The following is a 17,382-nucleotide window of genomic DNA, read 5'->3' as shown; positions in this document are numbered from 1 at the left end:
CCCGCTTGTATGGTTAGACTTGAAGGGGTGGTGGGACTAAATGCCCGATTCTGACTGTTACGAGCAGTACAGACCGTGGGAGACATCGCCCCACCCCTTCCACCAAAGCGCCGATAAAGAATGCATCGTTTGCAAGCGACGATAGAAGCAAGCCAGCGCCTCTTGGTGAAAGCCCTTCAAGCCGAAAAACCATAACGTGGAGAGCCGCCGATGGCAATGCAGGTAGTGAAGTCGATCATTGGAGCGGACGTTGCAAAAGCTGAATTGGTGATCCATCACGAGGAGCGTGATGAGATCATCAAGCTGAAAAACTCCAAATCTGAAATCAATAAGTGGCTCAAGCAGCAGCCACTGAACACGGCTATCGCCGTTGAAGCGACCAACATCTATCACTTGGATCTGGTCGAGCTAGCCCACGGCATGGGCTTTGATGTTTATGTCATTGATGGATTTCAACTGAGTAACTATCGCAAGAGTGTTGGCGGCCGAGTCAAAACTGACCCGTCCGATGCGCGGTTGCTGTCCCGTTTTCTGAAAAACGAGGGTGAGGATCTTCGCCCTTGGACCCCGCCTCCCGCCGTCTACGGCAAGCTGCAGAGCCTTCTGCGGCGCAGGGCTGCGCTGGTATCGGCCCGTACTGCAATGACGCAGAGCTGGGCTAACGAGGGCCTGTTGAAAGCAGCCTTCGAAACCTTCGTCAAGTCGATAGAACGGCTGGACTTGCTGATACAAAAGAAGATCAAAGAAGTATTGCGAGAGGCAGGGCTGCTTGAACAGGTTATTCGCTGCCAGGCCGTGGAAGGTATTGGTTTTCTCACAGCGTCAGCACTGGTAATGGCGTTTATCAGAGGCGAATTCAAAAGCAGTGACGCTTACATCGCCTTCTTGGGGATGGACCTGCGAGTGAATGACTCCGGGCAAAAGAATGGACGCCGCCGCCTTACAAAGCGAGGCTGTTCGGAGATTCGTCGTTTGTTGCATAACGCAGCGATGTCGGCCAGTAGGTCAACTACCTGGAAGGACGTGTATGAGCAGTATCGGAGCAACGGTAAAGCAACGACCCAGGCACTAGTGATCTTGGCTCGCAAGCTCGCTCGCGTCGCATTCGCCCTGATGCGAGATCAGGGCGAATACGTCACCAAAAGCCGGAAATTGGCTTGCTGAAAACCATAGAATCTCCCACAGGGACCCCGCAGGCTTGAGGCTGATCCAGAATCTCGCGCGAAGCGCTGAGGCTGGTCGCTATTGCGCGCCGTGTCGGGCCAGCGCCCACTCGACATGCTCGCGCACCAGTTCCGATTCATCGTCACGCCGTGCCTTCAGCGCCTCGATCACCGGAATCGTCGATGGCGCATTGCCCAACCCCACCGCCAGGTTGCGCAAGAACCGCTCATACCCCGCCCGGCGCAACGGCCCGCCCTCGGTCTTGCGCAGGAAGGTGCGTTCATCCCACAGGAACATCTGCGCCAACTCGGCATTCTCCAGCCCGTGCCGGGGTTGGAAGTCCTGCTCCTGGCTGTGCTTGGCAAAGCGGTTCCATGGGCAGACGATCTGGCAGTCATCGCAACCGAACACCCGGTTGCCCATCATCGAACGCAACTCGACCGGGATCGGCCCCCTCAGCTCGATGGTCAGGTACGAGATGCAGCGCCGCGCGTCCAGTACATAGGGCCCGACAAAAGCCTGGGTCGGGCAGACGTCCAGGCAGGCCTGGCAGCGGCCGCAGTGTTCACTGGTGGTGGCTTCGTCCACCGGCAGCGGCAGGTCGACGAACAGTTCGGCGAGGAAGAAGTAACTGCCCGCCTTGCGGTTGAGCAGCAGGGTATTCTTGCCGATCCAGCCCAACCCGGCTTGCTCGGCCAAGGCTTTTTCCAGTACCGGGGCGCTGTCGACGAAAGCTCGGTAGCCGAACGGACCGATGGCTTCCTGAATGCGGTCAGCCAGGAACTGCACGCGTTTGCGTACCAGCTTGTGGTAGTCGCGGCCCAGCGCGTAGCGCGACACGTAGGCTTTCTCTGGTTGGGCCAGGCGCTGGGCCATTTGGGTGTCGCCGGGCAGGTAGTCCATGCGCAGCGAGACCACGCGCACCGTACCCGGGATCAGTTGGTCGGGGTGTGACCTTTTGCTGCCGTGGGCGCCCAGGTACTCCATTTCGCCCTGGTAGCCGGCGTCGAGCCAGCGCTGCAGGTGGTGTTCGTGTTCGCCAAGGTCGACCCCGGCGATGCCAACGTGGGCAAAACCGAGTTCCTGGCCCCAGATCTTGATCGATTGGGCCAGTTGGGCGAGGTCAGGTGTAGACGCGGACATGGATGGGCAAGGCAATACGGGCTCAGGTGCGTATAATTCTGCCAGACATTGGAGCCTTTGACCCCATGCCGCAGACCAAACACCCCGGCAATGCCCCGCAACAGCTCAGCAGCGTGACCGTCGCACACCTGCCGGCGCGGGATGCGCATGCCCATAAGGGCGACTTCGGCCATGTGCTGGTGGTCGGTGGCGACCTCGGCACCGGTGGCGCAGTATTGCTAAGCGCCGAAGCCGCGCTGCGCTGTGGCGCCGGGTTGGTCAGCGTCGCGACCCGGCCCGAACATGTGGCCGCGAGCCTGGCGCGCCTGCCTGAGGTCATGTGCCTGGGCGCCAGTTCGGCCAACCAGCTGATGGGCGTGCTGGAACGCGCCACGGTGCTGGTGGTCGGCCCTGGCCTTGGGCAGGCGGCGTGGGGCCGTAGCCTGTTGTCGGCAGTCGCCCATGCCGAGCGGCCGCAGGTGTGGGACGCCGACGCCCTGAACTTGCTGGCGCGCACTCCGCTGGCCCTGCCCAGTGGCAGCATCCTGACCCCGCACCCTGGGGAGGCAGCACGTCTGCTGGGCATATCCACCGAGGCGGTGCAGGCTGACCGCCCGGGGGCGGCACGCAAGCTGGCGCGCCGTTACAACAGCGTCTGTGTGCTAAAGGGGGCCGGCACGCTGGTGGCGAACCCGGGCGGCCAGCTGGCGCTGTGCGAGCGTGGCCACCCGGCAATGGCCGGGGCCGGCCTGGGCGATGTGCTGACTGGCGTTCTGGCGGCGCTATTGGCCCAAGGCCTGGACGCGTGGAGCGCGGCGTGCTTGGGCACTTGGGTGCATGCCTGTGCTGGCGAGCGTCTGGGGGTAGAAGGTAGAGGCCTGGCGGCCAGTGATCTGGCGCCGGTCATTCGTGAGTTGTTGGAGGAGCATTCTGCGTGTCTGGCTTAAATCTGTTTCTGGCCGATGAAGCGGCCACGGTCGACTTTGGTGCGAAGATGGCCGAGGTGACCGGTGGTCGCGGCGTTATTTTCCTCGAGGGCGACCTGGGGGCGGGCAAAACCACCCTGTCGCGTGGCCTGATCCGCGGCCTGGGCCATACTGGTGCAGTGAAAAGCCCGACCTTCACCGTGGTCGAACCCTATGAGATCGGCGAGGTCCGAGCTTTTCACTTCGACCTGTATCGCCTGGTCGATCCGGAGGAGCTGGAGTTCATGGGCATTCGTGACTATTTCGAAGGCGACCCGCTGTGCCTGTTCGAATGGCCACAAAAGGGTGCGGGCGTTTTGCCAAAGCCTGACCTGACCATTACCATAAGCCCCCAAGCGGGCGGACGCTCGCTGATCCTTTCGCCGCAGGGGGCTCGCGGCGAGGCCTGGTGCGTGGCACTGGCCGAACACTATAAACAGTAAGTGGGGTAGGTATGCGCATACGCGCGCTGGTCGCCATCGTTGGGCTGCTGCTGACAACGGTGACCGTTGACGCTCTGGCCGTCACTCAAGTCAAGAGCATGCGCCTGTGGCGCGCGCCAGACAACACGCGGCTGGTCTTCGACCTGTCTGGCCCCGTGCAGCACAGCGTCTTCACCCTGAGTGCGCCTGATCGCCTGGTCATCGACATCAATGGTGCGACCCTGGCCGCGCCGTTGAACGTGGCGACCTCCAATACGCCGATCAGCAGTGTGCGTTCGGCCCAGCGTACCCCGACCGACTTGCGCGTGGTGGTCGACCTGAAAAAGTCGGTTACCCCGAAAAGCTTTACCCTGGCGCCCAATGCCCAGTACGGCAACCGCCTGGTGGTTGACCTGTACGACCAGGAAGCCGATGCGATCGCGGCCAGCGCGCCAACCCCGGCGCCGGCCCCGGTGCAGACGCCTGCGACCACGCCAGCGGTGCCGGTGAGCCCGGCCCAGCCCGCCATCAAGCTGCCACCCGTACCCAGCGGCAAGCGTGACATCGTGGTTGCCATCGACGCCGGTCACGGCGGCGAAGACCCTGGCGCCTCGGGCTCGCGTGGCCAGCACGAAAAAGACATCGTGCTGCAGATCGCCAAGGAACTGCAACGCCAGCTGAATACCGAAAAAGGCTTCCGTGCCGAGCTGACGCGTACCGGCGACTACTTCATTCCGCTGCGCAAGCGCACGGAAATCGCCCGCAAGAAGGGCGCCGACCTGTTCATCTCGATTCACGCCGACGCCGCGCCGTCGCGCGCTGCCTTCGGTGCCTCGGTATTCGCCTTGTCTGACCGCGGCGCTACCTCCGAGACCGCACGTTGGCTGGCTGACACGGAAAACCGCTCCGACCTGATCGGTGGTGCCGGTAATGTAAGCCTCGACGACAAGGACCGCATGCTGGCCGGTGTGCTGCTCGACCTGTCGATGACGGCCACGCTCAGCTCCAGCCTGAATGTCGGGCAAAAGGTACTGGGCAACATGGGCCGCATCACCTCGCTGCACAAGCAGCGGGTGGAGCAAGCAGGCTTCATGGTGCTGAAGTCGCCGGATATTCCATCGATCCTCGTTGAAACCGGGTTCATCTCAAACAACAACGAAGCTGCCAAACTGGCCACTGCCAGCCACCAGCAGGCCTTGGCGCGTTCGATCCACACCGGCGTGCGCCAGTACTTCCAGCAGAATCCGCCGCCTGGCACCTATATCGCCTGGTTGCGTGACACTGGCAAGATCGCCGCCGGCCCGCGCGAGCACACCGTGCGCCCAGGCGAAACCCTGGCGATGCTCGCGGTGCGCTACCAGGTCAGCGTGGCCAGCCTGCGCAGCAGCAACAGCCTCAAGACCGATGAGCTGAAGGTAGGCCAACGCCTCGACATCCCTGCCACCACACTGGCCTCGCAATGAGTGGCGGTTCGCGCATCCAGCTGCTTAGCCCGCGGCTGGCCAACCAGATTGCTGCTGGCGAGGTTGTCGAGCGGCCGGCCTCGGTGGCCAAGGAGCTGCTGGAAAACAGCCTGGACTCTGGTGCCCGGCGCATCGATGTGGAAGTGGAGCAGGGCGGCGTCAAGCTGCTGAAAGTGCGCGACGATGGCAGTGGTATTTCCGCCGATGACTTGCCATTGGCCCTGGCTCGTCACGCCACCAGCAAGATCCGCGAGCTGGAAGACCTTGAAGGCGTGTTGAGCCTGGGCTTCCGAGGCGAGGCCTTGGCCTCGATCAGCTCGGTGGCGCGCCTGACCCTGACGTCGCGCACCGCCAGTGCCACAGAGGCCTGGCAGGTAGAAACCGAAGGCCGGGACATGCTGCCGCGGGTGCAGCCGGCGGCGCACCCCGTAGGCACGTCGGTGGAAGTGCGCGATCTGTTCTTCAATACCCCGGCGCGCCGGAAATTCCTCAAGGCCGAGAAAACCGAGTTCGATCACTTGCAGGAAGTGATCCGCCGGTTGGCGCTGGCGCGTTTCGATGTGGGCTTCCACCTGCGCCACAACGGCAAGAGCATTCTCAGCCTGCACGAAGCCCATGATGAAGTGGCGCGTGCGCGGCGAGTGGGCGCCATCTGCGGCCCGGGCTTCATGGAGCAGGCGCTGCCGATCGACGTCGAGCGCAACGGCCTGCGCCTGTGGGGCTGGGTCGGTCTGCCAACTTTCTCGCGTAGCCAGGCCGACCTGCAGTACTTCTTCGTCAACGGCCGAGCGGTGCGCGACAAGCTGGTCGCCCACGCCGTGCGCCAAGCTTACCGAGACGTGCTGTTCAATGGCAGGCACCCGACTTTCGTGCTGTTCCTGGAGCTCGAGCCCAACGGCGTGGATGTCAACGTGCACCCCACCAAGCATGAAGTGCGCTTCCGCGAAGGGCGCTCGGTGCACGACTTCCTCTACGGCACCTTGCACCGTGCCTTGGCCGATGTCCGCCCGGAGGACCAGCTCGCAGCGCCCGCTGCCGTGCCTGACCTGGTACGCCCCACCGGCCAGCAGGCTGGTGAGTTCGGCCCTCAGGGTGAAATGCGCCTGGCCTCACCTGTGCTTGAACGACCACAGGCGCCGCAGCATACGATCTCCAATGGCGGTAGCGGTGCCGGTTACCAGTACCAGTACACCCCACGCCCTTCGCAGCCGTTGCCTGTCGCCGAGACGCAGGCGGTGTATCGCGAATTTTACAAGCCGCTGGAGAATACTGCGGGCTCGGGGACGGCCCTGCCTGAAAGCCAGGGTGACATTCCCCCACTGGGCTACGCGCTGGCGCAGCTCAAGGGCATCTACATCCTGGCCGAGAACGCCGTTGGCCTGGTACTGGTTGACATGCATGCCGCCCACGAGCGGATCATGTACGAGCGCCTGAAGGTGGCCATGGCCAGCGAAGGCCTCAGCGGCCAGCCGTTGCTGGTGCCGGAAACCCTCGCCCTCAGCCAGCGTGAGGCTGACTGTGCCGAGGAGCACGCGCAATGGTTCCAGCGCCTGGGTTTCGAATTGCAGCGCCTGGGCCCGGAAACTTTGGCGATCCGCCAGATCCCGGCCTTGCTCAAGCAGGCCGAGGCCAACCGCCTGGTGCAGGACGTGCTTGCCGATCTGATGGAATACGGCACCAGCGATCGTATCCAGGCGCACCTCAACGAACTGCTCGGTACCATGGCCTGCCACGGCGCAGTGCGCGCCAACCGGCGCCTGGCCATTCCCGAGATGAATGCCCTGCTGCGTGACATGGAAAACACCGAGCGCAGTGGCCAGTGCAACCATGGCCGGCCTACCTGGACCCAGATGGGCCTGGACGACCTGGACAAACTCTTCCTGCGCGGTCGATGAAATGAGCGGCAAGCCCCCTGCAATATTCCTGATGGGCCCGACGGCGGCCGGCAAGACCGACTTGGCCATCGAACTGACCAAAGTGCTGCCGTGTGAGCTGATCAGTGTCGATTCGGCGCTGGTCTATCGTGGCATGGACATCGGTTCGGCCAAGCCCTCGAAAGAAATCCTCGCCGCCCACCCGCACCGGTTGATCGACATCCGTGACCCGGCCGAGAGCTACTCGGCCGCGCAGTTTCGCGCCGACGCCCTCGAGGCCATGGCCGAGATCACTGCGCGCGGCAAGATCCCGCTGCTGGTCGGTGGCACCATGCTCTATTACAAGGCGTTGATCGATGGCCTGGCCGACATGCCAGCAGCCGATGCCGCGGTACGCGCCGAGCTGGAAGCCCAAGCCGAAGCGTTGGGCCTGGCCGAGCTGCACCGCCAACTGGCTGAGGTCGACCCGGAGTCGGCGGCGCGCATTCACCCCAACGACCCGCAGCGGCTGATTCGTGCGCTTGAGGTTTACCGGGTGAGCGGCCAGAGCATGACGGCACATCGCCAACGTCAATTCGCGGAAAGTCGCGGCGCAGACGCAGGCGCTGACGGGCATTTGCCCTATACTGTCGCCAGTTTGGCGATTGCTCCTACAGATCGTCACATTTTGCATCAGCGAATTGCGTTACGATTTTCGCAGATGCTGGAACAGGGCTTCGTTGACGAGGTCCGATCGCTGCGAGCCAGAAGTGACTTGCACGCCGGGCTGCCGTCTATACGGGCAGTGGGTTATCGGCAAGTCTGGGATTACCTGGACGGCAAGCTGACTGAGAATGAGATGCGTGAACGCGGTATCATTGCTACCAGGCAGCTGGCCAAGCGGCAGTTCACCTGGTTGCGTGGCTGGCCTGACGTACACTGGCTTGACAGCCTGGCCTGCGACAATCTGTCCCGCACCTTGAAATACCTTGGGGCCGTCTCCATATTGAGCTGAGTCCCTGCTGATTGCCGTCTATTCTTGCGAAGGGGCGGCCTAATATATCGATTTTATTGATTTTCTATTATTTATCCTTACAGGAGTGCGGCATATGTCAAAAGGGCATTCGCTACAAGACCCTTACTTGAACACCTTGAGAAAAGAAAAGGTCCCGGTTTCCATCTACCTGGTCAACGGTATCAAGCTGCAGGGTTCGATCGAATCGTTCGACCAGTTCGTGGTACTGCTGAAGAACACTGTCAGCCAGATGGTCTACAAGCACGCCATTTCGACCGTCGTTCCGGCCCGTCCGGTCCGCCTGCCAAGCCCGACCGACGGCGAGCACGGCGACAGCGAGCCAGGCAACGCCTGATAGGAGCCTGCATTGTTCTTTGAGCGCCACGGTGGTGGTGAGCGGGCGTTGCTCGTTCACTTGGAAGGTCAGAACCCTGAGGCGCGCGAAGACCCGCAGGAGTTTCAGGAACTGGCATTGTCGGCCGGTGCCGACATCGTCTCTCTGGTCACGGTGTCAAGGCATCAGCCTTCCGCCAAATACCTGATTGGCAGTGGCAAGGTCGAAGAGCTGCACGACCTGGTCCATGCCGAACAGGTAGACCTGGTGATTTTCAATCACACCCTCACGCCCAGTCAGGAGCGCAACCTTGAACGTGTGTTCGAGTGCCGTGTGCTCGACCGTACCGGGCTGATCCTCGATATTTTCGCCCAGCGGGCGCGTACCCATGAAGGCAAGCTGCAGGTCGAACTGGCCCAGCTGGAGCACATGAGCACGCGACTGGTACGCGGCTGGACTCACCTTGAGCGTCAGAAAGGTGGTATCGGCCTGCGCGGTCCGGGTGAAACCCAGCTGGAAACCGACCGCCGCCTGTTGCGAGTGCGCATTCGCCAGATCAAATCGCGCCTGGAGAAGGTGCGCAGCCAGCGCGAGCAGGCGCGTCGCGGGCGCAAACGCGCGGATATCCCTTCGGTGTCGCTGGTAGGTTATACCAACGCCGGCAAATCCACGTTGTTCAACGCCCTGACCCAATCCGAGGTATACGCCGCGGACCAGCTGTTCGCCACCCTCGACCCGACCCTGCGCCGGCTTGAGCTCAACGACCTGGGGCCGATCGTGCTGGCCGACACCGTGGGCTTCATTCGCCACCTGCCGCACAAGCTGGTCGAGGCATTTCGGGCTACGCTCGAAGAGTCGAGCAATTCCGATCTGCTGCTGCATGTGATCGACGCCCATGAGCCAGAGCGCATGGAACAGATCGAGCAAGTGCTGGCCGTATTGGGCGAGATTGGTGCCGAAGGGTTGCCGATCCTCGAGGTGTATAACAAACTCGACCTGCTCGAAGATGTCGAGCCACAGATCCAGCGCAATGCCGATGGCAAGCCGGAACGGGTCTGGGTATCGGCACGTGATGGGCGTGGCCTGGAGCTGGTTGGCCAGGCGATTGCCGAGTTGCTGGGGGATGATCTGTTTGTCGGCACCCTGTGCCTGGAGCAGCGTTTTGCCCGCCTGCGCGCGCAATTCTTTGCCCTGGGAGCGGTGCAGAGTGAAGAGCATGATGAAGAAGGGCGCAGCCTGCTGAGCGTGCGACTGCCCATGGTGGAACTGAATCGCCTGGTCAGCCGCGAAGGCATGGAGCCGCAAGTGTTTGTCGAGCAACACACTTTGCAATAAATGCCCGTCGAGGTCGCCGGGCAGCAGTGACAGGCATTCTGTAGCATTGGACGGCGCGCCGTGGGCGCGTCTTTGCTTTATCAGATGGAGAGCGCTATGGCTTGGAACGAGCCGGGTGGCAACTCGAACAATCAGGATCCCTGGGGCGGCCGCCGTGGTGGCGGTGGCGGTGGTGGTGACAAGAAAGGTCCGCCGGATCTGGACGAGGCCTTCCGCAAACTGCAGGACAGCCTGAACGGCATGTTCGGCGGTAAAAAGAAACGTGGCGGCGGTGACCGCAATGTCGGCAAGGGCGGTGGCCTTGGCCTGCTGGGCATAGGCCTGGCGGTGCTGGCTGCCATCTGGCTGTACAGTGCCGTGTACGTGGTCGACGAGCAGGAGCAGGCCGTTGTGCTGCGCTTCGGCAAGTACTATGAGACGGTCGGTCCCGGCCTGAACATCTACTTCCCGCCGCTCGATCGCAAGTACATGGAAAACGTCACGCGCGAGCGTGCCTACACCAAGCAGGGGCAGATGCTGACCGAAGACGAGAACATCGTCGAGGTGCCGCTGACCGTCCAGTACAAGATCAGTAACCTGCAGGACTTCGTGCTCAACGTCGACCAGCCCGAGGTCAGCCTGCAGCACGCGACCGAAAGTGCCCTGCGCCACGTGGTGGGTTCCACCTCGATGGATCAGGTGTTGACCGAAGGCCGTGAGCAGATGGCCGTGGATATCCGCGAACGCCTGCAGCGCTTCCTCGACAACTACCGTACCGGTATCACCGTTACCCAGGTCAACGTACAGAGCGCGGCAGCCCCGCGTGAAGTGCAGGAAGCCTTCGACGACGTGATCCGTGCCCGCGAAGACGAGCAGCGTGCCCGCAACCAGGCCGAGTCCTACGCCAATGGCGTGGTGCCGGAAGCCCGTGGTCAGGCCCAGCGCATCATCGAGGACGCCAACGGTTACCGCGACGAAGTCATCGCTCGTGCCAAGGGTGAGGCCGACCGCTTCAGCAAGCTGGTCACCGAGTACCACAAAGCACCTGATGTGACCCGTCAGCGTCTGTACCTGGAGACCATGCAAGAGGTCTACAGCAATTCGAGCAAAGTCATGGTGGCGACCAAGGACGGGCAGAACAACCTGCTCTACCTGCCGCTGGACAAGATGGTCGAAGGTGGCCGCAACACCTCCGCGCCAGCTGCCACAGTGTCGCCATCGGCCAACGATGCGGCCGCGCGTGCAGCGCAGGACCTGCAACAGCAACAGCAGCAGCTGCGTACTAGGGAGAGCCGCTGATGAGCAATAGATCGCTGATCGCCCTGATCGCTGCCGTGGTCCTGGCCATCGTGGCCTGGAACAGCTTCTACATCGTGTCCCAGACCGAGCGTGCAGTCATGCTGCGTTTCGGTAAGGTGGTCCAGGCAGATGTCCAGCCAGGCCTGCACGTGAAGATCCCGTACGTGAACCAGGTGCGCAAGTTCGACGCCCGCCTCATGACCCTCGACGCCCCGACCCAGCGGTTCCTGACCCTGGAGAAGAAAGCGGTGATGGTCGACGCCTACGCCAAGTGGCGCGTCAAGGATGCCGAGCGCTTCTACACCGCCACCTCCGGCATGAAGCAGATCGCCGACGAGCGCCTGTCCCGTCGCCTGGAAAGCGGCCTGCGTGACCAGTTCGGTAAACGCACCCTGCACGAAGTGGTATCCGGTGAGCGTGATGCACTGATGGCTGACATCACTGCATCGCTGAACCGCATGGCCAACAAAGAGCTGGGTATCGAAGTGGTCGATGTGCGCGTCAAGGCCATCGACCTGCCGAAGGAAGTCAACCGCAGCGTGTTCGACCGTATGAGCACCGAGCGTGAGCGTGAAGCTCGCGAGCACCGTGCCAAGGGTAACGAGCTGGCTGAAGGTATTCGTGCCGATGCCGACCGTCAGCGCCGCGTGCTGCTGGCCGAGGCTTATCGCGAAGCAGAAGAGACCCGCGGTGACGGTGACGCCCAGGCGGCCGCCATTTACGCCAAGGCTTACACCCAGGACGCGGATTTCTACGCGTTCTACCGTAGCCTGAAAGCGTACCGCGAGAGCTTCTCGAGCAAGAGCGACGTGCTGGTCCTGGACCCGAAGAACGAGTTCTTCCGCTTCCTGGACAAGAGCAAGCCGTGATGCTCAGGCCCTGATTTTCGTGCAGCGGCGCCCCGCCTGGCAGCTAAAACACCAGGCGGGGTGCATCCTGAATGAAAAGGGGTGTATGATGAGGCAGCCGGGAAATTTCCCGGCTTTTTTGCGTCTGCAAGGTTGATTGGCACAGCGCCAGTTGACGGTTTGGTCAGCTCGCAAGGCAATTCGAGGGTATCGGGTACGGTGGCTGCGCTGGGATCAGTGCTGCCCGCTGCTGTGCGCGATACCGGCTTTACTGACGGCTCGCCTGCTGGCTAGCCGCCCGGACCAGAGGGGAAATGGCGTAATGGCAACGGTAGACCGCTGGCTGCTGCCAGATGGCATCGAGGAAGTACTGCCACCTGAGGCTGCGCGCATCGAGATCGCGCGCCGCCAGGTGTTGGACCTGTTCCAGAGTTGGGGCTACGAACTGGTCGTCACCCCGCATATCGAGTACCTGGAGTCGCTGTTGACCGGCGCCGGCCAGGACCTGGATCAGCGCACCTTCAAGGTGGTGGACCCGCAGTCCGGCCGCCTGATGGGCTTCCGCGCCGACTTCACCCCGCAGGTGGCGCGCATCGACGCCCACACCCTGCGCCGTGAAGGCCCGAGCCGCCTGTGCTACGCCGGCAGCGTGCTGCACGCCCAGCCGCGGGCACTGTCGACCTCGCGCAGCCCGATTCAGCTGGGTGCCGAGCTGTACGGCGACGCCAGTCCGACCAGCGACGTTGAAGTCATCAGCCTGATGCTCGCCACGCTGCAGCTGGCCGATGTGCCGGATGTGCACATGGACCTCGGCCACGTCGGTATCTACCGCGGCCTGGCCCGTGCTGCCGGCCTCTCCGGTGCGGTCGAGCAACAGCTGTTCGACGCCATGCAGCGCAAGGCCGTCGATGAAGTCCAGGCGCTGACCGCCGACCTGCCGAAGGACCTGGGCAACATGCTGCGTGCGTTGGTCGAGTTGTGCGGTGGTCGCGAAGTCCTGGCCGAAGCCCGTGTGCGGCTGGGCCGTGCCCCGGCCAGCGTGCTGGCAGCGCTGGACGACCTGCTGGCGATCGCTGACCGCCTGGCGTCGCGCTACCCGGACCTGCCGCTGTACTTCGACCTCGGCGAGCTGCGCGGTTACCACTACCACACTGGCGTGGTGTTCGCCGTGTTTGTCCCGGGCGAAGGTCAATCGATCGCCCAGGGCGGGCGCTACGACGACATCGGCGCCGACTTTGGCCGGGCACGCCCGGCTACCGGTTTCTCCACGGATTTGAAGACCCTGGTCACACTGGGGCGAGCGGAGGTCGTATTGCCAACTGGCGGCATCTGGATGCCGGACAGTGGCGACGCGGCCCTCTGGCAGCAAGTCTGCCAGTTGCGCAACGAGGGCCAGCGTGTGGTCCAGGCTTTGCCTGGCCAGCCGTTGAGTGCTGCTCTCGAGGCGGATTGTGATCGGCAATTGATTCAGCAAGACGGGCGCTGGCAGGTTCTGCCGCTGGCCCAGTGAGTTTCTGCGTCGGCAACAGGCCGGCAACCAAGTTTGCGTGAATGAGGACCAATGTAATGGGTAAGAATGTCGTCGTCCTGGGCACCCAGTGGGGTGATGAGGGCAAAGGCAAGATCGTCGATCTGCTGACCGAACATGCTGCCGCCGTAGTGCGCTACCAGGGTGGTCACAACGCGGGCCACACCCTGGTGATCAACGGTGAAAAGACCGTTCTGCACCTGATTCCGTCCGGCATCCTGCGTGAGGGCGTACAGTGCCTGATCGGTAACGGCGTGGTCGTTGCCCCGGATGCGCTGATGCGTGAAATCACCAAGCTGGAAGAGAAGGGCGTGCCCGTGCGCGAGCGCCTGCGCATCTCTCCGGCTGCGCCGCTGATCCTGTCGTACCACGTGGCCCTGGACCAGGCCCGCGAAAAAGCCCGTGGCGAAGCCAAGATTGGCACCACCGGCCGTGGTATCGGCCCAGCCTACGAAGACAAGGTTGCCCGCCGCGGCCTGCGTGTGGGCGATCTGTTCCACCGCGAGCGTTTCGCCGCCAAGCTGGGTGAGCTGCTGGACTACCACAACTTCCAGCTGGTGAACTACTACAAAGAGCCAGCCATCGACTTCCAGCAGACCCTGGACGAGTGCATGGCTTACGCCGAACAGCTCAAGCCGATGATGCTCGACGTCACCGCCGAGCTGCACAACCTGCGTCGCGCCGGCAAGGACATCATGTTCGAAGGCGCCCAAGGCTCGCTGCTGGACATCGACCACGGTACCTACCCGTACGTCACCAGCTCCAACACCACTGCTGGCGGTATCTCTACCGGTTCCGGCGTTGGCCCGATGTACCTCGACTACATCCTCGGCATCACCAAGGCCTACACCACTCGCGTAGGTTCCGGTCCTTTCCCGACCGAACTGTTCGACGAGACTGGCGCTACCTTGGCCAAACGTGGCCACGAGTTCGGTTCCACTACCGGCCGCGCTCGCCGCTGCGGTTGGTTCGATGCCGTGATCCTGCGTCGCGCCATCGACGTCAACAGCATCTCTGGCATCTGCCTGACCAAGCTGGACGTACTGGACGGCCTGGAAACCATCAACATCTGTGTTGGCTACAAGAACGAGAACGGCGCTGTCATCGACGCGCCTTCCGATGCCGACAGCTACATTGGCCTGGAGCCGGTGTACGAAGAGATGCCAGGCTGGAGCGAGTCGACCCTGGGCGTGAAAACCCTGGAAGAGCTGCCACAAGCTGCGCGTGACTACATCAAGCGCATCGAAGAGCTGGTAGGCGCGCCGATCGACATCATTTCGACCGGCCCGGACCGCAACGAGACCATCGTGCTGCGTCACCCGTTCGCCTGATCCGCCCTCCAGGCTGATCTGACGCCGCGGCCCTGAAAGGGGCTGCGGCGTTTTCATTTGTGCGGTACGCCACGACAGGCAGCCCCCCTTGCTGAACCTTGGCGTTTATCCCTGCTGCCTCCGGCACAACCCTTGCTGTAAGAAGTTTCTGAAGATGCCATCAAAATAGTGGCGCCAGAAAACACGAGGGTTACACCGTGTCTGCCATCCTCTCACTGTTACGAAGCCGCCTTTTGCGGCCTGTGTTTGTTGCCCTTGGTATCGCTCTATTGGTGCAGGTGCTGGTTGCAGTTGCCCTCACTCGCAGCACGGTCACCGCTTTGGAAGCCGACTTGGGTGAACGCCTGGGCGATGACAGCCGCCAACTCGCCAGCGACCTGGAGCAGGCCGGGCAGGATGTGCGCGCGGGCCTGGACAGCCTTTCCAGCAGCACCCGCCAGCGCCTGAGTGCCGGGTTGTCGGAGCGCCTGCAAAGCGAACAGCAGCAACTGCGCAGCACCCTGGAAAAGAACCTCAAGGATTCCGCCAACGACATGGCCGAGCTGCTGGCTTCGGTTGCCCCGCGGGCAATCTGGGACAACGATGTGCCAGTGCTCTCCGATTTCGCTCGCCGTGCCCAGCGCAATCCCAATGTGCTGTTCGTTGTCTACGACGACGCCCAGGGCCAGCACCTGACCCGCTACCTGAACCGGCAGAATCCGATCAACCAGGCACTGATGGAAAAAGGCCAGGGTGAGCGCGCCTTGGACAAAGTGATCGATGCCGCCCGGCGCGACCCAGGGGTGTATTTCGTAGAAGCCTCGATCAACCCCAATGGTGCAGAAATCGGCAAGGTGGTGATGGGCGTATCCACTGCCGGCATCGATCAGGAACTGAAGGCCCTCGACCAGCGCTTCGCTGCGCTGATCGCCAGTGGTGAGCAACTGGTCGGCGACAGCTTGGTCGGTGCTGCCGCCGACAGTGGCAAGACTCTGCGTGAGCGCCTGGAGAAGGCGCAGGGCAGCGCTGCCGCAATGCAGGCCAATACCGCGCAGACCGTGCGCGATGCTGCTGCTGAGCTGCGCTGGCGTATCGGTCTGGGCCTGGTGCTGGTCGGCCTGTGCGTGTTGCTGGTGGTGGCCGTGGTGCTTGGTCGTCGGGTCCTGAGCAAGCTGCGCCTGCTGATTACCGCCCTGGACGACCTGGCGGCGGGTGAGGGCGACTTGACCAAGCGCGTGCCGCTCGACAGCCGTGACGAAATTGGCGACATGGCTTCGGCTGTGAATCGCTTTGTCGACAAGTTGCAACCGATCGTGCGTGAGGCGGGCGAGGTGGCGCAGCGCACGGGTGTGGAGATTGGCGCGATGGCCCAGCGCAACGCTGGCGCGGATGCTGCCGCCGCATTGCAACGCGATGAAGTGGCAGCCAGCCTGCGCGACCTTTCGAGCATGGCCGATGAAGCTCAGGCCGAAAGCCATGCGATGCAGGCGGCCTTGAAACAGGTGGTGGATATCCGCCAGGCCACCGACGAAAACAGCCGCACCTCGACCCAGCTCGCGGGGTTGATCGAGAACCTGGCAGGCCAGGTGCAGACGGGCTCCCAGGTGATCGAGCGGCTGGCCAAGCAAAGCGAGCAGATCGAAGTGGTGTTGACGGTGATCCACGGCATTGCCGAGCAGACCAACCTGCTGGCGCTGAACGCGGCCATCGAAGCCGCCCGGGCAGGGGAGACCGGGCGCGGGTTTGCCGTGGTGGCCGATGAGGTGCGGGCGTTGGCGAGCAAGACGCAAAGCTCCACGGGGGATATCCAGTCGCACATCGCGGCGTTGCAGAAAGGCGCTAAGGAGGCCGTGGCGACCATCAGCCAGGCCGGGCTCAAGGCCAGCGAAGGGCTGCTGGTACTGCGTGATAACGAGCGCCGGCAGCAGTCTGTGCAGGCGGCGGTGGAGCAGGTGCATGCGGCCATTGGCCTGGCGACCCGCGCAGCTGAGCAGCAGGCGAGCGGGGCGCAGGCCGTGCGGGGGCGGGTGGAGACTATCCATGCCCAGGCTGAGCGCTCGGCCGAAGTGGTGATGCAGACAACAGCCAGCAGCAAGGTGCTGGATGACCTGGCCGCGCAGCTACGGGCAAGCCTTGGCCAATTCCGCGCTTGATCGGCTGATGCGTTCTCTGTGGGAGGTGTTGCTATGATGGCGGCGACACATGGCAAAGGGAGTTGTTCATGTCCGCCCAACTGGTCGCCGCTCCGGCTGAACTGGATTTTCTTCATAGCGATGGCATTTGCGTCACCGCACCAATGACCGCCATCCAGGCCTACTGCGCCATGACCTCGGACGTTCCGGGCTGGCTGGCCATGGCTTTTCGCCTGCGCGACTTAATCTCGCGTCGGTTCAACGTTGCCACTATCCACGGTTTTTCATCGCGTAACCCCGAGCGGGTTCCGGCAGTGGGTGAGCTACTGGATTTCTTTACCGTCGAGGGAATCAGCGACCAGCAACTGGTCCTGACCTCGCGTGACACGCATCTGGCGGTGATGGTGAGCATGGATCTGGATGAAGCAGGGCAGGGCTGGCAACGCTTGAATGTGACCACCTCGGTGCAGTGCTTCAATCGTTTCGGTCGCCTCTACATGCTGCCCGTCGGTAAGGCTCATGGGCCAATCGTCCGCCGGATGCTGCGGAACATCTGATGGCTCCATCGCCGGCATCCCACAGGTACTGCACAGGCCTTGAGGGCGGCGCGATA

At 62.8% G+C, this 17,382-nt stretch carries 15 protein-coding genes; 14 read left to right on the top strand and 1 reads right to left on the bottom strand.

The annotated features are described in order from the left end of the window. The first annotated feature begins 210 nt into the window (after positions 1–210). On the top strand, positions 211–1,164 hold the full coding sequence (locus E8E68_RS25555; RefSeq protein WP_280340090.1) for an IS110 family transposase: 954 nt from the start codon (positions 211–213) through the stop codon (positions 1,162–1,164). 78 nt (positions 1,165–1,242) lie between these two features. Here E8E68_RS25555 and queG read toward each other — a convergent pair whose 3' ends face one another. Further along, positions 1,243–2,307: a tRNA epoxyqueuosine(34) reductase QueG gene (queG, locus tag E8E68_RS25550; RefSeq protein WP_280346015.1), complete on the bottom strand. Its 1,065-nt coding sequence runs from the start codon at positions 2,305–2,307 to the stop codon at positions 1,243–1,245. A gap of 65 nt (positions 2,308–2,372) precedes the next feature. On the opposite strand from queG, the gene E8E68_RS25545 reads away from it, so the two are divergent. From E8E68_RS25545 to E8E68_RS25485, 13 genes are all read left to right on the top strand, one after another. Beyond that, complete coding sequence (locus E8E68_RS25545; RefSeq protein WP_280346012.1) at positions 2,373–3,233, top strand: NAD(P)H-hydrate dehydratase; 861 nt, start codon at positions 2,373–2,375, stop codon at positions 3,231–3,233. Further along, complete coding sequence (tsaE, locus tag E8E68_RS25540) at positions 3,221–3,694, top strand: tRNA (adenosine(37)-N6)-threonylcarbamoyltransferase complex ATPase subunit type 1 TsaE (RefSeq protein WP_012274461.1); 474 nt, start codon at positions 3,221–3,223, stop codon at positions 3,692–3,694. Before E8E68_RS25545 ends, tsaE begins: the two co-directional genes overlap by 13 nt. Before the next feature lie 11 nt (positions 3,695–3,705). After that, positions 3,706–5,136 carry an N-acetylmuramoyl-L-alanine amidase gene (locus E8E68_RS25535; protein WP_110745942.1) on the top strand — a complete coding sequence of 477 codons (1,431 nt, stop codon included), beginning with the start codon at positions 3,706–3,708 and terminating at the stop codon, positions 5,134–5,136. Then, positions 5,133–7,031, top strand: coding sequence for a DNA mismatch repair endonuclease MutL (mutL, locus tag E8E68_RS25530; protein ID WP_266029338.1), 1,899 nt, complete (start codon positions 5,133–5,135; stop codon positions 7,029–7,031). Before E8E68_RS25535 ends, mutL begins: the two co-directional genes overlap by 4 nt. 1 nt (position 7,032) lies before the next feature. Next, positions 7,033–8,004 (top strand): tRNA (adenosine(37)-N6)-dimethylallyltransferase MiaA, encoded by a 972-nt coding sequence (gene miaA, locus E8E68_RS25525; RefSeq protein WP_280346007.1) that lies wholly within the window; start codon positions 7,033–7,035, stop codon positions 8,002–8,004. Between the two features lie 94 nt (positions 8,005–8,098). Beyond that, positions 8,099–8,359 carry an RNA chaperone Hfq gene (gene hfq / locus E8E68_RS25520; protein ID WP_012274457.1) on the top strand — a complete coding sequence of 87 codons (261 nt, stop codon included), beginning with the start codon at positions 8,099–8,101 and terminating at the stop codon, positions 8,357–8,359. A 12-nt stretch (positions 8,360–8,371) separates the two neighbouring features. After that, positions 8,372–9,673, top strand: coding sequence for a ribosome rescue GTPase HflX (gene hflX / locus E8E68_RS25515; protein ID WP_110745939.1), 1,302 nt, complete (start codon positions 8,372–8,374; stop codon positions 9,671–9,673). A gap of 96 nt (positions 9,674–9,769) precedes the next feature. Next, a complete protein-coding gene (gene hflK / locus E8E68_RS25510) occupies positions 9,770–10,951 on the top strand; it encodes an FtsH protease activity modulator HflK (protein WP_266029333.1) in 1,182 nt (393 codons plus the stop codon). Further along, complete coding sequence (gene hflC / locus E8E68_RS25505) at positions 10,951–11,820, top strand: protease modulator HflC (protein WP_266029332.1); 870 nt, start codon at positions 10,951–10,953, stop codon at positions 11,818–11,820. Before hflK ends, hflC begins: the two co-directional genes overlap by 1 nt. Positions 11,821–12,121: 301 nt before the next feature. Next, positions 12,122–13,309: an ATP phosphoribosyltransferase regulatory subunit gene (locus E8E68_RS25500; RefSeq protein ID WP_003249540.1), complete on the top strand. Its 1,188-nt coding sequence runs from the start codon at positions 12,122–12,124 to the stop codon at positions 13,307–13,309. A gap of 56 nt (positions 13,310–13,365) precedes the next feature. Then, a complete protein-coding gene (locus tag E8E68_RS25495; protein ID WP_003249542.1) occupies positions 13,366–14,658 on the top strand; it encodes an adenylosuccinate synthase in 1,293 nt (430 codons plus the stop codon). 197 nt (positions 14,659–14,855) lie between these two features. After that, entirely contained in the window at positions 14,856–16,790 is a 1,935-nt protein-coding gene (locus tag E8E68_RS25490; RefSeq protein ID WP_266029331.1) for a methyl-accepting chemotaxis protein, read from the top strand. 68 nt (positions 16,791–16,858) lie between these two features. Then, positions 16,859–17,326, top strand: coding sequence for a DUF2867 domain-containing protein (locus tag E8E68_RS25485; RefSeq protein ID WP_280345995.1), 468 nt, complete (start codon positions 16,859–16,861; stop codon positions 17,324–17,326). Positions 17,327–17,382 lie beyond the last annotated feature (56 nt).

Origin of the sequence: Pseudomonas sp. BN607, from assembly GCF_029871175.1 — a bacterium.
Classification (GTDB): domain Bacteria; phylum Pseudomonadota; class Gammaproteobacteria; order Pseudomonadales; family Pseudomonadaceae; genus Aquipseudomonas.
The sequence above is the reverse complement of the archived record's forward strand: the minus strand, read 5'-3'. Positions and strand labels throughout refer to the sequence as shown.